The organism is Sulfurovum sp. MH2-6 (genome assembly GCF_058374785.1).
This window is the reverse complement of sequence record NZ_CM178170.1, coordinates 1135560-1152814: the sequence shown is the minus strand read 5'-3', so window position 1 is coordinate 1152814 and position 17255 is coordinate 1135560. Positions and strand designations below refer to the sequence as shown.

Genomic DNA, 17255 nt, shown 5'->3' with positions numbered 1-17255 from the left:
ACTGGAATTATGAGGAATACTACTCTTTTACTTCAATACGCACTTTTTTATACGGATGGAACGTGGTGGCCACTTCACTGTTCTGCAGCCCAAGGCTCTCCAGCATTTTCGGATTAACCAGATAGTATCCGAGTATCATCTCTACGATATCCCCCTTTTTAAGCGTTTGCGGATACGCTATCTCTCTTTTTTCGTGCGCTTTGATCGCATTGTTACTGACCTCTTTTTTTGCAAGCCATGGCGGTCTGGGTTCTCCCTTGTCCCCGATGATTCTTGCGAAGTTTTTACTCTCAAGTGCTTCGGTGGACGCTCCTCTGATGAGATTGACCCTTAACTGCATGACCCTCATCGGGTGCAGGGAGAGTGCATGGGAACTCTTGTTCTCTATCATGATCTTAAAGCCCTTCTCTTTCCGAACAAGTTTGAGATCTACATAGTGACTCAACATCTCACGGTGGGTATGTGTACCAGGAAAGCCGTGGAAGGTATGTTTCTCTGTCTCCCTGAGTACAGATACACTGCCTTTTACTTTAGGCATATGGCAGCTGACGCAGTTGCTTCCGTCCAATTCATTCTCTATATTGGTAGAACATACATTGGTTCCGAACTTGTTCTTTTTATGCGAGTGGCACCCGATACAGACATTCCCGTTATCAAAGTGTTTACTGTCTGTACTTATCTTATGGAACGGTGAATCGATATGTGACTTCAAGGTACCAAAATAGGATTTGGGCTCTTTTGAGATGACATTGGTATTGGATATCTCGTGATACTCGATCTCCTCAATACGGTGACAGTAGGCGCAGGAGATCCCCTCACGTTGTGAAGCATTACTCTTATCAGGAACAATGCCATTGTGCTTTGCTACCAGTGCCTCATAGTTATCCGCTGCAGGTGTATGACACTTTGCACAGCCATAAGAACTCATTTTGATATTTTTGGGATGGTTTTTCCACACTGCGGCATGTATCTCATCATCAAAGACAGATGCATTCGCATGCTGGGTCGTCTGAAACTCTTCATAGATGACAGGGTGGCACGCTTTACACTGTTCAGTCGATTCAAAATGTGCAGCATATAATCCGCTTGCAAAGAATAGTATTGGTATCAATCGTTTCATAATAATTTACCCCTATTATAATTATAATGTGGAATTATACAGTTATTGTATAAAACTGCTCTATAATTTTCTGCCTCTTTTTTTATCCTTGCGTGACATAGTGAATGTCATAGCACAACAGCAATTCTGCACAAGAGATATCCAAAACACTTACAGGAATATCTCTATAATGTATCCAAAAAAATGAACAAAAAAGACCGATACAACCCGATAAGAACGTAATCTATCAATGCAAACAAAAGTGATACAATGATCATTGCAATAGCTAAAAGTCAAAGATCCTTCTCTAAAAACTCTCACAACCAACGCTTCAGCAACAGAATATAAGCAAGCATCCAAAAGTTTGAAAGCAGTTCTTTAAAAGAGTGACGTATCTCCAAGAAGAAAAGTATAGAGATAACATGCCAGAGGAGCAACCATCAAGGCTGCCCCATACGCTATATTATAGTTTAGAATGGTAAAGTCAGTGTTGCCATAAAACTCTGATAATTTTTTACTCTATCCAAGTATGGATCCATCCATGCATACTCCAAAGCAAGTTTCATCGGTTTGTTTTTAACGGTAAATGCATAATCCAAACCTACAGTAATAGCATAATCAAGGTCTTTTACATCGTTTTTAAGTTCATGCTCACCACCGCCGCCTTCACCATCACCTTTGTAGATATAATGATCATCAAACGTCATATAGGCTACTTTAGCAACAATAGAAGAAGTGACACTCACTGCTCCTTCTACAGAGAATGATTCATTATAAATATCTTCTGTATCATCTGTGTCTTGTGCCCCGATACCTGTAAATTCCACTTTATTTTTAAAAACATTAGTCAAGGTTAATGAAGCCTCTTTATCCATAATAGTACCTTCTACCTGTAGATCGATACCATACGTTTCTCTTTTGATACTCAATATATCAGTATCCGCAACAGTATCTCCTCCAGATATAACAAAGGCACCGACTATTACATTATAGTCTCCCATAGGATGTTCATAGGCTATCCTCGCAAATGGTAAGATATTATCATTCATCTCTATGAGTGCATTATCTTGAGTAGGCGTATAGATACCTGCGGTTATAAAGAAGTGATCCCTATCACTTAAAAAGTTATCTTTATCATAATAAACTTGTAAACCCGTTGCACCTTTTGCACCAATTTTTGTCGATTGATTTGCGTTGCTGTAAACACGCATATCAAAGGTTCTCAAAGGTTTATAGAGACCTGTATTATAGAACTCCATACCGGAAAATGGTCCTTGACTGGCATTCGAGTAAGCTGTTACTCCCCAGTATCCGTCTTCTACAGGGTGCGCATAGGTTACTTTCCCGGAGATAGACTCTTTCTCTTCTTTTCTCCAACCAAGATTCAGCATAGCACCGATGTTTTCAGTGATTCGGCCACCTGTATAGAGTGTAGCCATTCTTACCAGTGAGAATTCACCATCATTCGTATCATCTTCTTTGATAGTACCTTTTCCATTGGGTTTATCCCATGTTTTTGCATACTTAGATTTGATCACCAGTGATGGATTGATATCCGTATCAAAAGTTTTTCCCATATCTGCAACTTGTTGGCTGATCGTCATACCTGATGCGACAAACTTTCTACCAAATTTGTTGAGCCGTGGCATATGTTGTGTGTGACATCCGGTACAATCCATACCAGTCTGTGTAGTGAACATTGGCAAAGCTGCTGCTTCATTTGTTAAAGCAAATAGACTCAGCAAACTGATAACTGCAGTCTGATGGCTTTTTTTTCTAATCATTTTTACTTTCTTCCCTTTATATATAACATTTTAAACAAATAACATCGATTTGTTTAAAATAGTATATAACCACAATTCACTCATATATTGAATACCGATTTATTTTATACAAAGTGAGAAAAATCTCACTTTATATACATTTTATGGAGCAGTGATATTATAATCCACACGTCCAAACCAAGAGTCTAATCCATAATTTATAGACGATTCTTCTCCCGGTTCCATTTCTGTTTCCTGTAACCAGAAATTATAGATGTGTTTACCGTCTGGTGAAGCGAAACTTTCTACTTCTTTTTCTTGAACCAGTGTAGTACTTACACTACTCAAGTTTTGTTCCTCTTCCCAACTGGCTCCATTGTCAGTTGAACGCTTAAAGAATAGGTCTGCTTCTGTTCCCTTGAAAATTGTTCCCCATGTAACAAAGAGAACATCTGGGTTACTTTTATCTGATTCTAAACCGGTAGTATCATAACTTCCTTTTGGAGTTGTAAAGAATCTAGCATCTACAGTAGATGTACTACTGTCAGTCACCTGTGTGATATTTACCGGTCCCTGCCATGCCCCATTCATATAGATATTCGTATGGAAGTTACTTGGGAATAGTCCCTCTAAAGGCAGCTGCTCACCATCCATTGTCTCATACGGTGTATATTCAAACCCTACATAGATATTTTCTCCACGGAGGAATATACGAGGAGAGAAGGTATTTTCTCGAGGATTCTCATACGAATAATCATTAAGATTCTCCGGATTCCATGATACTTGATAGAGTGCCGGATCATCTGTGGTCGTAAGGTACTGTGCACTGACATTACTCACGTCAAGAGGTTCAGCAAGGTTCGCATCTGTAAGCGTACCAAATGAATCATAGGTGAATCCATAGTTAACGCGGACAAACATATCTGAAGATGAACCTTGTACTTCAAATGACTGCTTATAGAGGATAGCAAATGTCATGTCTGCACTCTCATTGGCATCACATGAATCGATCTGTGTACCGATCACTAGTCTACGTGCATTTTCATAGATCATCTCACCAGGAATACCAACCTCCGTCGTATCACTTCTAGGAACTTTTACATTGATGATATTACCTGCACTTACAATTGGCATTGCTGTGTTTGTAATGGTAGAGAGATTACTTTCATCAAAGGCATTGATTGCATTAAAGTCGAAACTTTCAAAATAGACAGACTTACCTTCTACTGCAATATCAGTCGGAACTTCTCCCTGGTCTTGCTCTCCTTCACCCGTAATTCTCTCTTTAAGTGCTTTGGTCTCTTCATATCCCAATACAACAACATACTCACCTTCAACATTTGTTTTCAGTATCTTCAGTGCTGGTCTTGAAGCGCCGGTATCACCATCAAGAATGGATACACTATCAGTCAGCATATCAGTATCATAGGTTAAACAACGTGTAACGGTATCACCACTTTGATTACCTTTAGGCGATGTCACTGTACCATAGTTCGTACAGAAATACTCACAATATGGTTTTCTATCTGTCTCTTTACATTGTTCATTATCCGTAATACGTACCGGGTAATGGAAATTGTTAGCAGATTTTAATTTACCTGTATCTGTATCGGGTTCACCTGTGGCCTCAAAATCTTCTGCTTTGATAGAGGTATACCAGATATCCGTACCACGGTTACCGGTTGCTCCGCTCCATCCTTCGCCAGGACCGGCACCTTCACCTGCTTTTAATCCAGCAGTATCTTCCTGCCATGTCATCGCAAAACCTGCATCAGAACCTTCTACCCAAATATGGTTTGAATCTCTCGTACCTGAAGTAAGCTGCACTGGTGCATGCCAAGTTACTTCACCTGATTCTTCATTGATTATACCTCTTGCCGTCCATACACAAGAGAATGGCACTTGATACACCGTTTTACCGTTTGGAGCGACGATACCTTCATAATCAATAAATCCTTGTGGTCCATTCACCGCCATTGCATCATCCGGATATCCAACAGTACTGTTTCCTTCCAGGTCAAACGGGTTACCGCTTGGACAGTACTTATCATTCCATGCAACAACTACATGGTTACCGCTGACCGCCATCGTCGGCTTTTGCGCATCACCTGGATACTCAATCGTCTGACCATCCCACACTACCTCTATACTGCTTTTCTGTGATGTATTTGAAATGTTATAGTCTTTCCATGTCTGGCCGTTATCCCGGGAAAGCGAGACCATCACTTTGTCCAGATTGTCAGGGTCACCGATATCGGCACTTCCATCACCAGTTTCATAGTCGCTTCCTGCTACATGTTCCAAATAACTGACCACGATAGGATGATACTCGGTTTGACTCTTTTCGGCTCCGTCAGCACCTGTTTCAGCCATCACCATATCAAGCATTGCCGGTGTATTGTGTGATGTTTGTAATTTTCGGCTCTCAATGTCATCAATTGATTGTGTTGAGATATTTCTTTTAAACGGTTCATCTGCAGTCGTTTCATTTGCGTCAGAGCTTCCGTCATTACTGACATTACCATCCGTATTACTCGGAGTACACCCAAGTGCCGTACCTTCGATTAGATCATTACTGTCAACAGGATTCGTCCCAGGCTCATCCGCTTCAGCAATAACTTTGACAACTCTCTCTGCTGTAGTTGTCTGCCCATCCGAGTCCGTTACGGTATATGTAATAGTATAAGTTCCTTCCTCCGATACATTCACACTGCCAGTGACTTCAATCTCACCTGTAAGATCTCCATCTTCATCATCTCCTGCAGTAACACCAGCCAGTGGATCAAATGTACTACCAACAACGACAACAGTTGGTGTATCGTATTGAATCCATGGATAGGAATCTACATTAATATTTTCATCATTACTTCCATTACTGCTACCACCACACCCTATTATATAGAGCGAACTGACTAATAGCATTGTAAGAAAAAAACCAATTTTTTTCACCATCATGATTTCCCCTTTTAAATTAAGATTATATACATCCTATAAATAAATGTAAATATCTAATTGTTATTATATATAAATATTAATTCTAATACATCACACAAACGGGTGATATAAATTAGATTCATATCAGATTATAATTATGATAGGAAGATTTATACAGTGCTGTAGATGGATAAAAAATTTTCTGGAAAATACAAATAAAAATGGGAAGGTGAATCTTGAATATGTTCTGGATGATCATAATGCATTTAAATACTGTACAAGCATTATTCAAACATCAGGGTTTTGCTATTATATGCTCTATAATAGGTTTTTAGAAAACTTTTCTAGAATAAAACTAGCGCTTTAAAAGGAGAAAAAATGAAAATTATACAATTGGGTTTTATGATTTGTAGTACCAGTTTACTATTGATGGCAGGGGGACAAGAGCTTTATAACATAAAATGTAAAAGTTGTCATGGTATTGACGGAAGTACAAAAGCCCTGGGACAATCACAAATCATCAAAGATATGTCTACTCAGGATATAGTGGATGCCATGAATTCATATGCATCAGGGGACAAACAAGGCGCGCAACCATTCGTTAAAGCAATTAAAAAAGATTTTGTGACAAAACATACGCAAGAAGAACTTAAAGCAGTAGCAGAATACATTAGCAAACCATAGGGAAAGAGGGAGCGTTAGAAATTTTGTGTCAGTCCGATAGAATACAATATTCTAAAGAATTAACACATGAACGGACAGTTCGATCTTAATGAAGCCCTTGAACAGATCAAGGCAGGTGCAAGAATAGATGGTAAAGATGGAGTGTTAGCTCCGCTTATCAAACAACTCACCCAAGCAGCTCTCGAAGCAGAGCTGGAATCCCATTTATCCACAGAAATACGAAATCGAAAGAACGGCAAATCCTCCAAGACCATGAAAAGCAGTGTCGGAGAATTTGATCTGGATGTTCCAAGAGACCGTAACGGTTCCTTTGAACCGCAGTTGATAAAGAAGCATCAAACACATATCTCCGATCATATTGAACAGAAGATACTCTCACTCTATGCCCTGGGAAACAGCTACAGTCAGATAGCTGAGCATATCGAAGAGCTTTACGGTGTATCCTTTTCCAAGGCAACCATCAGTGCAGTAACCGATAAGGTTATCCCGATGCTCAAAGAGTGGCAAAGCAGACCATTGGAAAGTATCTATCCCTTCGTATGGCTCGATGCGATCCATTACAAGATCAAAAAAGATGGCAGGTATATCTCCAAAGCCATCTATACCATCCTTGGTGTCAAACTTGATGGAAGGAAAGAGATACTAGGGCTTTACCTCTCTGAAAGCGAAGGAGCCAACTTCTGGCTACAAGTGCTTACCGATCTGCACAACAGAGATATAGAAGACATTCTGATCGCATCGGTGGATGGTCTCAAAGGATTTCCTGAAGCGATCAATGCCATCTATCCTAATACAGAAGTACAGCTATGTGTCGTACATCAGATCAGAAACTCGCTTAAGTATGTTGCTTCCAAGAACCAGAAGGAATTCATGAAGGATCTGAAAGTGGTCTATCAGGCAGTATCCAAAGACGCTGCCGAACTTGAACTGGACAGGCTTGAAGAGAAATGGGGATTAAAATATCCTATTGTGATACAGTCATGGAGAAATAAGTGGGAGAATCTTTCCAGCTATTTTAAATACCCTGAAGACATCAGGCGTATCATTTATACGACCAACATCATAGAATTAGTGCATAGACAGTTTCGGAAGCTGACAAAGACCAAAGGTGCATTCCCCAATGAGAACAGCCTTTTAAAACTGCTTTATGTGGGAATACAGAATGCACAGAAAAAATGGACGATGCCGATGCATAACTGGTCATTGAGCATCTCACAGCTGGCAATCTTCTTTGACGGAAAACTTGATAAAGCCCTTGAGTTATGAGAAATACTCCTATATCAAATATCCTATACCAGACCTTTATGGGTCTGGAGAAATGAGTGCTAAAACATGTTTTACCAGGTAATGTCTCAGATTACTAACCAGGTTTTTCAGTGATTCAATAAAGTATATACCTATTTATTTTTACAAGCTACCAATTTAGGTAGTATTTCTTCCTCTCTTATTTCCTCTAAATATTTTAATAGCAGTTTAGAGGGGTGTTTTGTAATTGAGTAGATGATCCATTTTCCATCTTGATGACTTTGTAAAATGCCTGCTTCTTTGAGTTGCTTCAGATGTCGGGATACAAGTGGCTGGGAAAGGTCAAGAGTGTCACAGATCTCACAAACACACAGTTCCTGTTCTCTTTGTATTAAAGCCGTAATGTTGATTCGATTGAGGTCACTAAAAGCTTTAGAAATTTGTAATAGATTCTCCATTTAAGCTAAATCATATAACAATTCGTTTATATAAATAATTTGTTATATGATTTTATCATAATTCTATTGATAGAAGGTAATTGGATGGAATGGCTAGAAGTTTTTTTTACTGGATTGATCGATTTGAGCAATGCTATGGCTCCCTATATACTATTTGGACTTGTGTTTGCAGGAATACTCCATGAGTTGGTACCCGACACAATTGTGACGAAGCATCTGGGCAAAGATAATGTCTCTTCAGTGCTCAAATCCACCGTTTTTGGTATTCCTTTGCCTGTATGTTCCTGTGGGGTGATACCTCTTGCAACCTCTATTAAAAAATCCGGTGCTTCAAAAGGATCAACACTTTCATTTCTCATCTCTACCCCTATTACGGGTGTAGATTCGATCATGGCTACTTATGGTATTTTTGGATGGATTTTTACACTTTACCGTGTTGTTACTTCTATGATTATTGCAATGGTTGCAGGGATACTGACAAATATCTTTGACAAAGACTCTTCTGCAAGCTCCAGTACCGTTAAAAGTGCTACACCATCTTTTTCTACCGTATCACCACCGAAAACAGCAACTTCTTTTTCTCTGAATACACCTCAAGAAGAATCCTGTGGTACAGGAACAGGATCATGTTGTGGTAGTTCTTGTGAAGAGAGCAAAAAGTTCTCTTTTACGGCTGCGATGAAATATGCTTTTGTTACACTGTTGGGTGATATTGCAAAGCCACTTTTTTGGGGATTGCTTGTAGGTGCACTCATTACCGTAGCCATACCGGACAATCTTGCCCAGCTATTGAAAGATTACTCTTGGTTAAGCTATCTTGTCGTTATTGCTATTGCTGTACCTATGTATGTGTGTGCGACGGCTTCCTTACCCATAGCTGCGGGACTTATGCTTTCAGGAGTAAGTGCGGGTGCTGCATTCGTTTTTTTAAGTGCTGGGCCTGCTACAAATACAGTGACGATTGGTGTTGTTAAGAAAATGCTTGGAACTCGATCACTTTATATCTATCTTGGCAGTATTATCATAGGTAGCATGCTATTCGGTATGGGCTTGGATTACATATTTGACATCTCAAATATCAATCCTAGTTCATTAGTCCATATGGATGAAGATTTTGGTCTTATCTCTATTCTGAGTAGTTTGATTTTATGGGGATTTGTACTGTACTTTTTATTTAAACCATATTTCAAAAAAAGTGAATGCAGTGGTGGATCTTGTTGTTCCTGACTTTACAGCCAGGAGAGACACTAAAACTAAAGCATTCCTTTGAGTACCTATAATAGGTCTTGCCCTGCGATCGTTATATTACGACTGCTTTGATGCTTTCTTCTGGTGATGAAATATCTTGTAGGCAGAGATCATCAAAACTACCGCCAAGAGCAATACGAGCATATTGCTTGATACAACACCAAGCATTGCCGAACCTATGGCTGCACCGATAACGGAGCCAATGGCCAAAGCGATAAATAACACTCTTTCTTCCTGTAAGACAATAAAGGCTTGACTTCTACTGTATCTTGCAAAGCCGACGATCATTGTCGGCAAACTTATTGCCAGAGACAAACTTCCTGCAAGTTTGATATCTACACCATACAGAAGAACAATTACAGGAATCAACAATTCGCCGCCTGCTACACCCAGTAAAGATGCTACTACACCGATACCAAACCCTGCCAATATTCCTGCAATGATCTGAAGATACGGTGCATCAAAAAGAGCACCTTGATGATCCTGCAAGAACCAGTGTTCCAGTATCAATACGCCAGCAAGGAACAACAACAAAACAAAAATAATACGGTCTAACAACTGCTCGTCTATCTTCATTGCATAGCCTGCAGCGATCCATGCGCCCACCACTGATCCAAGAAGCAGGTTGATTATGATACTTTTATGTTCTACAATCTGTTCAAAAGGAATTTCATATGATCTGAAAAGCAATGCAAAAAACACAACGATCAGAGATGTTGCTTTATTGAGAATAACTGCTTTGAGTGTGTCGAGCCTAAATAGCGCTTTGAGGATAGGAAGTCTGAATTCTGCTCCGCCTAAACCGATAAGCCCTGCCAAAGTCGCAACTGCTCCTCCTGCGCCAAGTCCTTGTAAAAAACGTTTCATTGATTCCCCTCTTAATAAAAATATCTAATAAATATTATATGCAGGAAGTATACTATCGAAAAATATTTTTATTTGTGGTAATATTAGAACACTATCTGACTACTGACACAAAACTCTGAACGGTCTCGGGAAAGAGGAATACTCTATTTGTAGTATAGAAGGAAGGCTTAACGCCCTCCTCTACCGCCACCCCCATGGCCTCCGCTCATACCAGAACCAGAGGGGGAAGATGGAGTCATGATATTACCCTGCTCACTTCCTGAACTGAACTTAAATTTAAATCTAGAGTTATTATCATAATCAAAGCTCTTTGATTTATGCTTATTCTTTTCATACTCTTTATTATCCAAACCTATACCGTTTGTATCATACGTGTCTTTAAAAATGAACTTTCTTTTTTTCTTTGAGCTGTTATCATCATACTTGCTTTTGGATTTTACAAATTTCTTCTTTTCTCCAACCTCTTGAAGCACATCGCTCAGTCTCTTCCCCTCGGCACTTAGGGATACATATGCAAACAGACATGTACTAATCACCAATAAACGCAATCCATCTCCCTCTCTTTCTTAATATTATAGTTATTATAATCTAAAAGTATGAAATATGTATGAAATGCATTATTGAAGCTATGTTATAATTGAGCTACAAAGGAGTTTAATGAAGATACTCTTACTGGAAGATGACCTTGCCCTTGCAGATATCATCAAGGAATATCTTGAGGATAATGATTTTGAAGTTCAACTGGTAACAGATGGGGAAGAGGCACTTGACAAGACCTATGAAAACAACTATGATCTCTATATTTTCGATGTCAATGTACCTTTGCTCAGAGGGTTTGATCTTTTAAAGCAACTTCGTAAAAATGATGACAGAACTCCGACAATCTATATCACTTCTCTTAATGATATAGAAGATATTTCAGAGGGATTTGAAAGCGGTGCTGATGATTATCTGAAAAAACCTTTTGAACTCGCAGAGTTACTTCTGCGTATAAAAAACCTTCAAAAACGATCCTTTACCCAGAAACGATCATCCATCATCGAAATCTCAGAAAATACAACCTTTGATCTGGAGTGTGAACTTCTCTATGTAGATCAAAAACCGATCTCCCTGGCCCCCAAAGAGCTTAGAGCACTCAAATACTTCCTACAACACCCTAACCATACTGTCACCTTTGACCAACTCTATGATGTCATGTGGGATTATGATGAAGAGTCATCAGCAGTCTCTCTCAGAGCACATATGAAAAACTTACGTAAAAAACTTGGTCAAGACAAAATACAAAATATAAGAGGAGTTGGCTACAGGTATGCAACCATGGAGCCGGCTGAATGAATGCCAACACTAAAAGTGTTATCCTGTTCTTGTTGATCTATTTAGGGTCGATGGGAATACTGGCATCGATTATTGGATACCTCTATTTTCATGAGGAAAAAGCTGCACTGATAGAACAGACCAGGCAGGAGATGCAATACAAGGCAAAAAGTATCAATGCACGGTTAGAGTTTTATCATACAAACAAAAGTGAGACATTTACCTTTTACGATGAAGGGTACGGCATTGCTTTGTATGATATCAACCGTACGATGATCGCCTCGACTTTTATCGATCCTATTGATTTTAAAAAACTTTTTTATACAGATGACGGAAATGAATATTATCTCGTAGAGACCATTTTCAAAGAGTATCTTGGGGTAAAATATATTGTCATAAAAACAGCACTTCCCCTTGAAAAAATGGATCAGATCCTTCAAGATATGATTGTTGTTGCACTCTATGGATTCCTGTTTCTGTTGATTGTCGCTCTTTTACTCTCTCGTGTCATGCTCTACCCTGTACGAAATACGATGAACGTACTTAAAAAATTTATCAAAAACACTACCCATGAGATGAACACGCCCATCAGTACCATTTTGATGAGTTATGAACATCTGGATAAAACCGAACTGACACATAAACAGTTACGATCCTTAAATCGTATAGAGATTGCCGCAAAAACGTTGCTGAACCTCTATAATGATCTCTCATTTGCTTCTTTTCATGAACATATTGAATATCAGGACAGCCCTATAGATGTGAAACAAGTCGTGCTTGAACGTGTGAAATACTTTGATACATTGTTAGAGTTTAAAGAGATCCGACTCAGCTGTAAACTTGAACAGAAAACGCTCCAGATGGATAAAAGAAAACTCACCTTGATTATCGATAATCTTCTTTCCAATGCTATAAAATATTCTAAGCAACATGGCTTTATAGAGATTACGCTTACAGAAGCGTTTCTCAGTATACGGGATGAAGGGATAGGGATCTCTGAAGATGACCAAACTGAGATATTTCAACGTTTTAAGCGGATAAAAGCGTACAGGGAAGGGTTTGGTGTAGGGCTTGATATCGTAAGCCAGATATGCGATGAGTACAATATAAATATTGTACTCAACTCCCGGCTCTCCAAAGGAAGTGAATTTAAGCTGTTGTGGGCGGACTAGGCCACTTTTCTACCTGCATAGTAGTCGATCCGCCACGCCTCTTTTTCTTTCGAAAAATACAAAACTTTCTTTTTCCCGTCTTCAAGATAAGAAATACTCTTCCTGCTAGGTCCATTCCATTTTGTTGATACTATTTCAATAAGCGGTGCTTTCTCTCTTGCTATGAGATCCTGAGAAAGTTTCGCTTCTACTTTTTCTAACACTTCCGGTATATCAACCTTAGCCAGATCTGTTTTAAATTGTTTATCATTTAATGCCAACTTCAGGCCAAAGCTCTCCAATGTCATGACATAGGATTCCCATGTCATAAGTTGCTTTACACGCTCCAACTTACCTCTATACAGAGCCTCGTAGTAAGCTAATAGCATCTCCTCAGGCTCTTTGACTCTCTCTGTCAGCATGAATGACCCTTTCTTATTTACGCTGTACGTGCAATCGCAGTTTGAAACGCATCCAAGTGGTTAAGGCTTCCCTCTTTGAGGTTTTCGTATACGGATACAACGTCACTCGGCATACCTTCTGCTGCATGTTCAAGGTCTTCAATGTCAGTGATCTCGATCAACTCACCGATCTTCAATGCATCCAGGAGTGTCTCTTCACCTACTCCTACACAGGTATCATAAAGCTCCTGTAGCACAGGCAGCACAAACTCTCCTACTTTACTCTCATCTACTTCCGATACATCCACACCATACTTTTCACAAAGCCCTCTTGCCGAATCCATATGTCTCTGCTCTGAGATTTGTATTGAAGCAAAGGTATCTTCATCTGTATAGATATTACCTAGTGTAATATAGACATCTCTCGCTACTTTTTCTTCCTGATAGATAAAAAACAGTTTATCTTTTTGTTCTTCTGTCAAAGTTACTGTTGATGAATTTCTTCCTCTACCGCTGGCTACTGCTGATGTAGTAAGTAGTGCTGCGCCACCGATACCAACTCCTACCATTTTTGATAAGAAATTTCTTCTATTATTATCTTTCATTATGATTCCTTTAACTTTTTGTTATGAAAGAAGTATAGAAGAGTAGTGTGAAAATAGTGTGAAGATACGGAGGAAGTCGTATTACTTTTTACGATTTTTTCGGTTTCCCTCTTTTTTCTTCTCTTTATTGGCATCATAGACTTTGAAACCGTCACGCTTGGTGGTTTTACGTTTTTTGGTTTTTGAGAAGGTACTGGATTTTTTCTTTTTCTTTCCAAAAGCACCCTGTGTACTTTTTTTCTGATCGCTTTTTCTCGCACCTCTTACAGAGCCCATGGCTTTAGGGGCATACTCTTCAAGCGTCTCTTTTGGGATCGGTTTTCCAAGCATACGTTCGACATCTCTTAGTGCTACCATCTCGTTAGGAGAGATCAGTGTTATAGCCAGCCCCTCTCTCCCCGCTCTTCCCGTACGTCCGATACGGTGGATATAGTCCTGTGTCACATGGGGAATATCATAGCTGAATACCACTTCAAGGCTGGGGATATCCAAACCGCGTGCAGCGATATCTGTTGCGACCAGTACCCTGATATTTCCTTCTTTAAAATCAGCGAGTGCCCTGCTTCGTTCTCCAGAGCTTTTCTCTCCATGGATCACCGCCGTTTTCAGTCCTGAGCCATTCAACTCACTCGCAACACTATCCGCTTCAGCTCTCTTTCGTACAAAGACCATAACCTGAGTATAGTTTCTCGAACCGATCAGATAGGAGAGCAGCTCTCCTTTTTTTTCGGCCACAACAGGGTATACCACCTGTGTTACCGTAGAGGCAGCCGTACCCATGCTGTCCACCTCGATCCGTATGGGTTTATGCAGTATCTCACGTGAAAGCTTTTTGAGAGGTGCTGAAAGCGTAGCAGAGATCAGGATATTCTGGCGTTTTTCCGGAAGGTGTTGAAGGATCTGTGACACTTCCCTGACAAATCCCATATCCAGGATCGTATCTGCCTCATCCATCACCAGAAACTTCACCGCCTTCAAGTCGAGTGTTTTTTTGGCAATGTGTTCCAAAAGACGTCCCGTGGTCGCAACGATGATATCTGCACCCTGATGCAGCCTGTTGGCCTGTGCAGTGAGATTGGCACCGCCATACAGCACAACACTTTTAAGCGGCAGATACTTGCCATAGTCCACAAAGCTCTGATGAACCTGTTTGGCAAGTTCACGTGTCGGTACAAGTATCAATGCTTTGGGATAGTGCCTCCCTTCTTCAAATTTTCCTGCAAGGTCCTGAAGGATCGGCAGTGCAAATCCGGCTGTCTTCCCTGTCCCAGTCTGTGCACCGGCCAATATATCACGTCCTGAAAAAACTGATGGTATCAACTCTGCCTGGATAGGCGTAGCTTCTTTATAGCCTTTCTCTTCTATCGCTTTTATGAGGGGTGATTTGAGATGGAGATTGTACACGTCTGTCCTGCTTTACTCTATTTTTTTATAATTATAGCAGATATACACCCGCACTCTTTACTCTAGATAGTTTTATCAGTAGCTTTTCCTGCTCCATCCTCTCCCAAGGTAGTACATTATCATATTATTTTATAGGGATAAGCACTCCAGAAGTCTCGAGACTAAAGAAGTGAGAGAATGGTCACCTATCCAATATCTGTAGGTCGTGCTGCCCTCACCCCGACATCAATGGTGATTTCTTCATAAAGAATGAATGTCGGGATAAGAGTATCGCAGACCTACGCTTCCATTTCCGTGAGTTCTACCACAATCTCTATAGCTTGAAAATGAGGGAAAGGTAACAAGATACGGATAAATTATTAGTTATACTATTGGGAGTTACTTAGACATTCCACCAAAGAACTGGTGGAAGGAGCGAGGTACTTGAAGATCTACAGCTTACTGCTGTTTCCCTTTCATTCCGCCTTTTTTTGACATCATATGACCTTTGATCATATCTTTTTTGATCGTTTTTTCGATCATATGCGCCTTGAACTCGAGTGTAAAGATCTTACGCTGCTCCTCATTGAGGATAGCAAAGACAGATTCCAACAGATCGGCTCTGGCATTGATCTTTGCTTCAGGTTTGCTCAAAAGGACTTTTTTAAATACTTCTCTATCAAAAGTGTTGCCCTTGAATGCATCAAGAGGACAGACAGGCCCCTGCTGTTTCATTGTCATCTTTGCCTGCTTGAAGGTGTTGATCGCATCCGTCACTTTTTGAGCCTGCATAGTGTTTATACCGGTCTTACTCACAGCATTAATCACTTTTTTTACAAAATGCTTTTTCTGCTTATCCTGATGGCTTTTGTTATGCTGCATAGTGTGTCCGGAAGAACCTTGCATTCCATGCTGTGAAGCGATAGCAGATCCTGTGAGCAATGTCGATGCAAGTGTAGTTGCGATTAAAATACGTTTATACATATTTTTCCCCTTTAAGTAATTAATATAGGGAATATCATATCTCAACTAGAATTAAAAAAACATTACCTGGCTTTATTCTCAACCTCTTCCAATCTACGCTTCAGACGCATCTTCTGCTTAGCCACCTCGCGCATATCGGCATCACTGTCACTCTCATCAACGATCTCAACACCCAGAATAGTCTCAACACAATCTTCAAGTGTCACAATTCCTTCAGTCTGGTCATAGCTGTCTACTACCAGGAACATATGGTCTTTACGTTTGATAAAAAGATCCAAGGCTTTGGAGACCGGTATATTTTCAGAGATCTTAAATATCTTCTTTTGAATGTCATGCAATGTCAAGGTATCATCTCTATGTGCATGTTTAAAGATCTTTTTTGTCATTACAAGTCCAGTGATATTTTCGATACTCCCTTCATAGACAGGAATACGGGAGAACTTATAGATTGCCTCTTCATTCTCTATCACATCTTCCAGCGTTCTTGAGTTATCCAATGCATAGACAACAGTTCTGGGTGTAAGAATCTCCTCTACCTTGATACGGTCCAGTTGCAGGATATTTTCGATCACTTCAGACTCCTGTTCTCTAAGTACCCCTTCATCCTCACTGATGAGTGTACTCTCCAACAGCTCCTCTTTGCTTAACCCTGTACTATCTGAACCCTTCTTAATACGGTCCGTCACAAAGAGAGTCATCAATATCACAGGATAGGTCAACCAAATAAACACTCTGATGATATAGGCAGCTATCGGCGCAAGCTGTTTCCAGTAGACTGCACCGATTGTCTTAGGGATAATCTCAGAGAAGAAGAGGATCGCAAAGGTAAGGATCGCAGAGACATAAAAGACGGCTTCATGTCCATAAACATTTTCTGCCTGTGCCCCTACTGCTGCTGCACCTAGCGTATTTGCTACTGTATTAAGTATCAATATTGATGCGATTGATTTGTTGATATTTTCTTTATGGTCACGAAGCAGTGCCCCTGTTTTAGGGCTTTCTCGTTCCAAGACCGAAACAAACGGCATATTAATAGAAAGGAGTACAGACTCCAAAATAGAACAGAGGAACGATATCCCCACAGCCAAAAGAAAAAATAGAATCAATAAGTCCATTGGT

General features: G+C 40.0%; 16 protein-coding genes. 5 read left to right on the top strand and 11 right to left on the bottom strand.

Annotated features, from left to right (window positions below):
• Nucleotides 1–19 precede the first annotated feature (19 nt).
• The 3 genes from AC4JOV_RS05840 to AC4JOV_RS05830 all read right to left on the bottom strand — a co-directional run bounded on the left by AC4JOV_RS05840 (nucleotide 20) and on the right by AC4JOV_RS05830 (nucleotide 5817).
• A complete protein-coding gene (locus AC4JOV_RS05840) occupies nucleotides 20–1120 on the bottom strand; it encodes a multiheme c-type cytochrome (protein ID WP_229936079.1) in 1101 nt (366 codons plus the stop codon).
• A 449-nt stretch (nucleotides 1121–1569) separates the two neighbouring features.
• Nucleotides 1570–2883 carry a hypothetical protein gene (locus AC4JOV_RS05835; RefSeq protein WP_229936080.1) on the bottom strand — a complete coding sequence of 438 codons (1314 nt, stop codon included), beginning with the start codon at nucleotides 2881–2883 and terminating at the stop codon, nucleotides 1570–1572.
• 141 nt (nucleotides 2884–3024) lie between these two features.
• Nucleotides 3025–5817 carry a choice-of-anchor O protein gene (locus AC4JOV_RS05830; protein WP_491522199.1) on the bottom strand — a complete coding sequence of 931 codons (2793 nt, stop codon included), beginning with the start codon at nucleotides 5815–5817 and terminating at the stop codon, nucleotides 3025–3027.
• Between the two features lie 357 nt (nucleotides 5818–6174).
• Between AC4JOV_RS05830 and AC4JOV_RS05825 the strand changes: the two genes are divergently transcribed.
• The gene (locus AC4JOV_RS05825; protein WP_229936082.1) at nucleotides 6175–6480 is read left to right on the top strand and encodes a c-type cytochrome; all 306 of its coding nucleotides are present in this window, start codon (nucleotides 6175–6177) and stop codon (nucleotides 6478–6480) included.
• A gap of 66 nt (nucleotides 6481–6546) precedes the next feature.
• Complete coding sequence (locus AC4JOV_RS05820) at nucleotides 6547–7746, top strand: IS256 family transposase (protein ID WP_229936083.1); 1200 nt, start codon at nucleotides 6547–6549, stop codon at nucleotides 7744–7746.
• A gap of 131 nt (nucleotides 7747–7877) precedes the next feature.
• Here the strand turns inward: AC4JOV_RS05820 and AC4JOV_RS05815 are convergent, their stop codons facing one another.
• The gene (locus AC4JOV_RS05815; RefSeq protein WP_229936084.1) at nucleotides 7878–8183 is read right to left on the bottom strand and encodes an ArsR/SmtB family transcription factor; all 306 of its coding nucleotides are present in this window, start codon (nucleotides 8181–8183) and stop codon (nucleotides 7878–7880) included.
• Between the two features lie 84 nt (nucleotides 8184–8267).
• Here AC4JOV_RS05815 and AC4JOV_RS05810 point away from each other — a divergent pair, with 84 nt between their 5' ends.
• The gene (locus AC4JOV_RS05810) at nucleotides 8268–9410 is read left to right on the top strand and encodes an SO_0444 family Cu/Zn efflux transporter (RefSeq protein ID WP_229936085.1); all 1143 of its coding nucleotides are present in this window, start codon (nucleotides 8268–8270) and stop codon (nucleotides 9408–9410) included.
• 78 nt (nucleotides 9411–9488) lie between these two features.
• Here the strand turns inward: AC4JOV_RS05810 and AC4JOV_RS05805 are convergent, their stop codons facing one another.
• A complete protein-coding gene (locus tag AC4JOV_RS05805; RefSeq protein WP_229936086.1) occupies nucleotides 9489–10298 on the bottom strand; it encodes a sulfite exporter TauE/SafE family protein in 810 nt (269 codons plus the stop codon).
• A 167-nt stretch (nucleotides 10299–10465) separates the two neighbouring features.
• A complete protein-coding gene (locus tag AC4JOV_RS05800) occupies nucleotides 10466–10771 on the bottom strand; it encodes a hypothetical protein (protein ID WP_229936087.1) in 306 nt (101 codons plus the stop codon).
• Nucleotides 10772–10955: 184 nt separating this feature from the next.
• Between AC4JOV_RS05800 and AC4JOV_RS05795 the strand changes: the two genes are divergently transcribed.
• Both AC4JOV_RS05795 and AC4JOV_RS05790 read left to right on the top strand, forming a co-directional pair.
• On the top strand, nucleotides 10956–11633 hold the full coding sequence (locus AC4JOV_RS05795; protein ID WP_229936088.1) for a response regulator transcription factor: 678 nt from the start codon (nucleotides 10956–10958) through the stop codon (nucleotides 11631–11633).
• Nucleotides 11630–12784 (top strand): sensor histidine kinase, encoded by a 1155-nt coding sequence (locus tag AC4JOV_RS05790; protein WP_229936089.1) that lies wholly within the window; start codon nucleotides 11630–11632, stop codon nucleotides 12782–12784. Before AC4JOV_RS05795 ends, AC4JOV_RS05790 begins: the two co-directional genes overlap by 4 nt.
• On the opposite strand, the gene AC4JOV_RS05785 is transcribed toward AC4JOV_RS05790, so the two are convergent.
• From AC4JOV_RS05785 to AC4JOV_RS05765, 5 genes are all read right to left on the bottom strand, one after another.
• A complete protein-coding gene (locus AC4JOV_RS05785; RefSeq protein ID WP_229936090.1) occupies nucleotides 12781–13185 on the bottom strand; it encodes a hypothetical protein in 405 nt (134 codons plus the stop codon). The genes AC4JOV_RS05790 and AC4JOV_RS05785 overlap by 4 nt on opposite strands.
• A gap of 17 nt (nucleotides 13186–13202) precedes the next feature.
• Nucleotides 13203–13769: a ferritin-like domain-containing protein gene (locus AC4JOV_RS05780; RefSeq protein ID WP_229936091.1), complete on the bottom strand. Its 567-nt coding sequence runs from the start codon at nucleotides 13767–13769 to the stop codon at nucleotides 13203–13205.
• Between the two features lie 81 nt (nucleotides 13770–13850).
• Nucleotides 13851–15173 (bottom strand): DEAD/DEAH box helicase, encoded by a 1323-nt coding sequence (locus AC4JOV_RS05775; protein ID WP_229936092.1) that lies wholly within the window; start codon nucleotides 15171–15173, stop codon nucleotides 13851–13853.
• A 438-nt stretch (nucleotides 15174–15611) separates the two neighbouring features.
• Complete coding sequence (locus AC4JOV_RS05770) at nucleotides 15612–16136, bottom strand: hypothetical protein (protein ID WP_229936093.1); 525 nt, start codon at nucleotides 16134–16136, stop codon at nucleotides 15612–15614.
• Nucleotides 16137–16198: 62 nt separating this feature from the next.
• Nucleotides 16199–17251 (bottom strand): CNNM domain-containing protein, encoded by a 1053-nt coding sequence (locus AC4JOV_RS05765; protein ID WP_229936094.1) that lies wholly within the window; start codon nucleotides 17249–17251, stop codon nucleotides 16199–16201.
• Nucleotides 17252–17255: the final 4 nt, after the last annotated feature.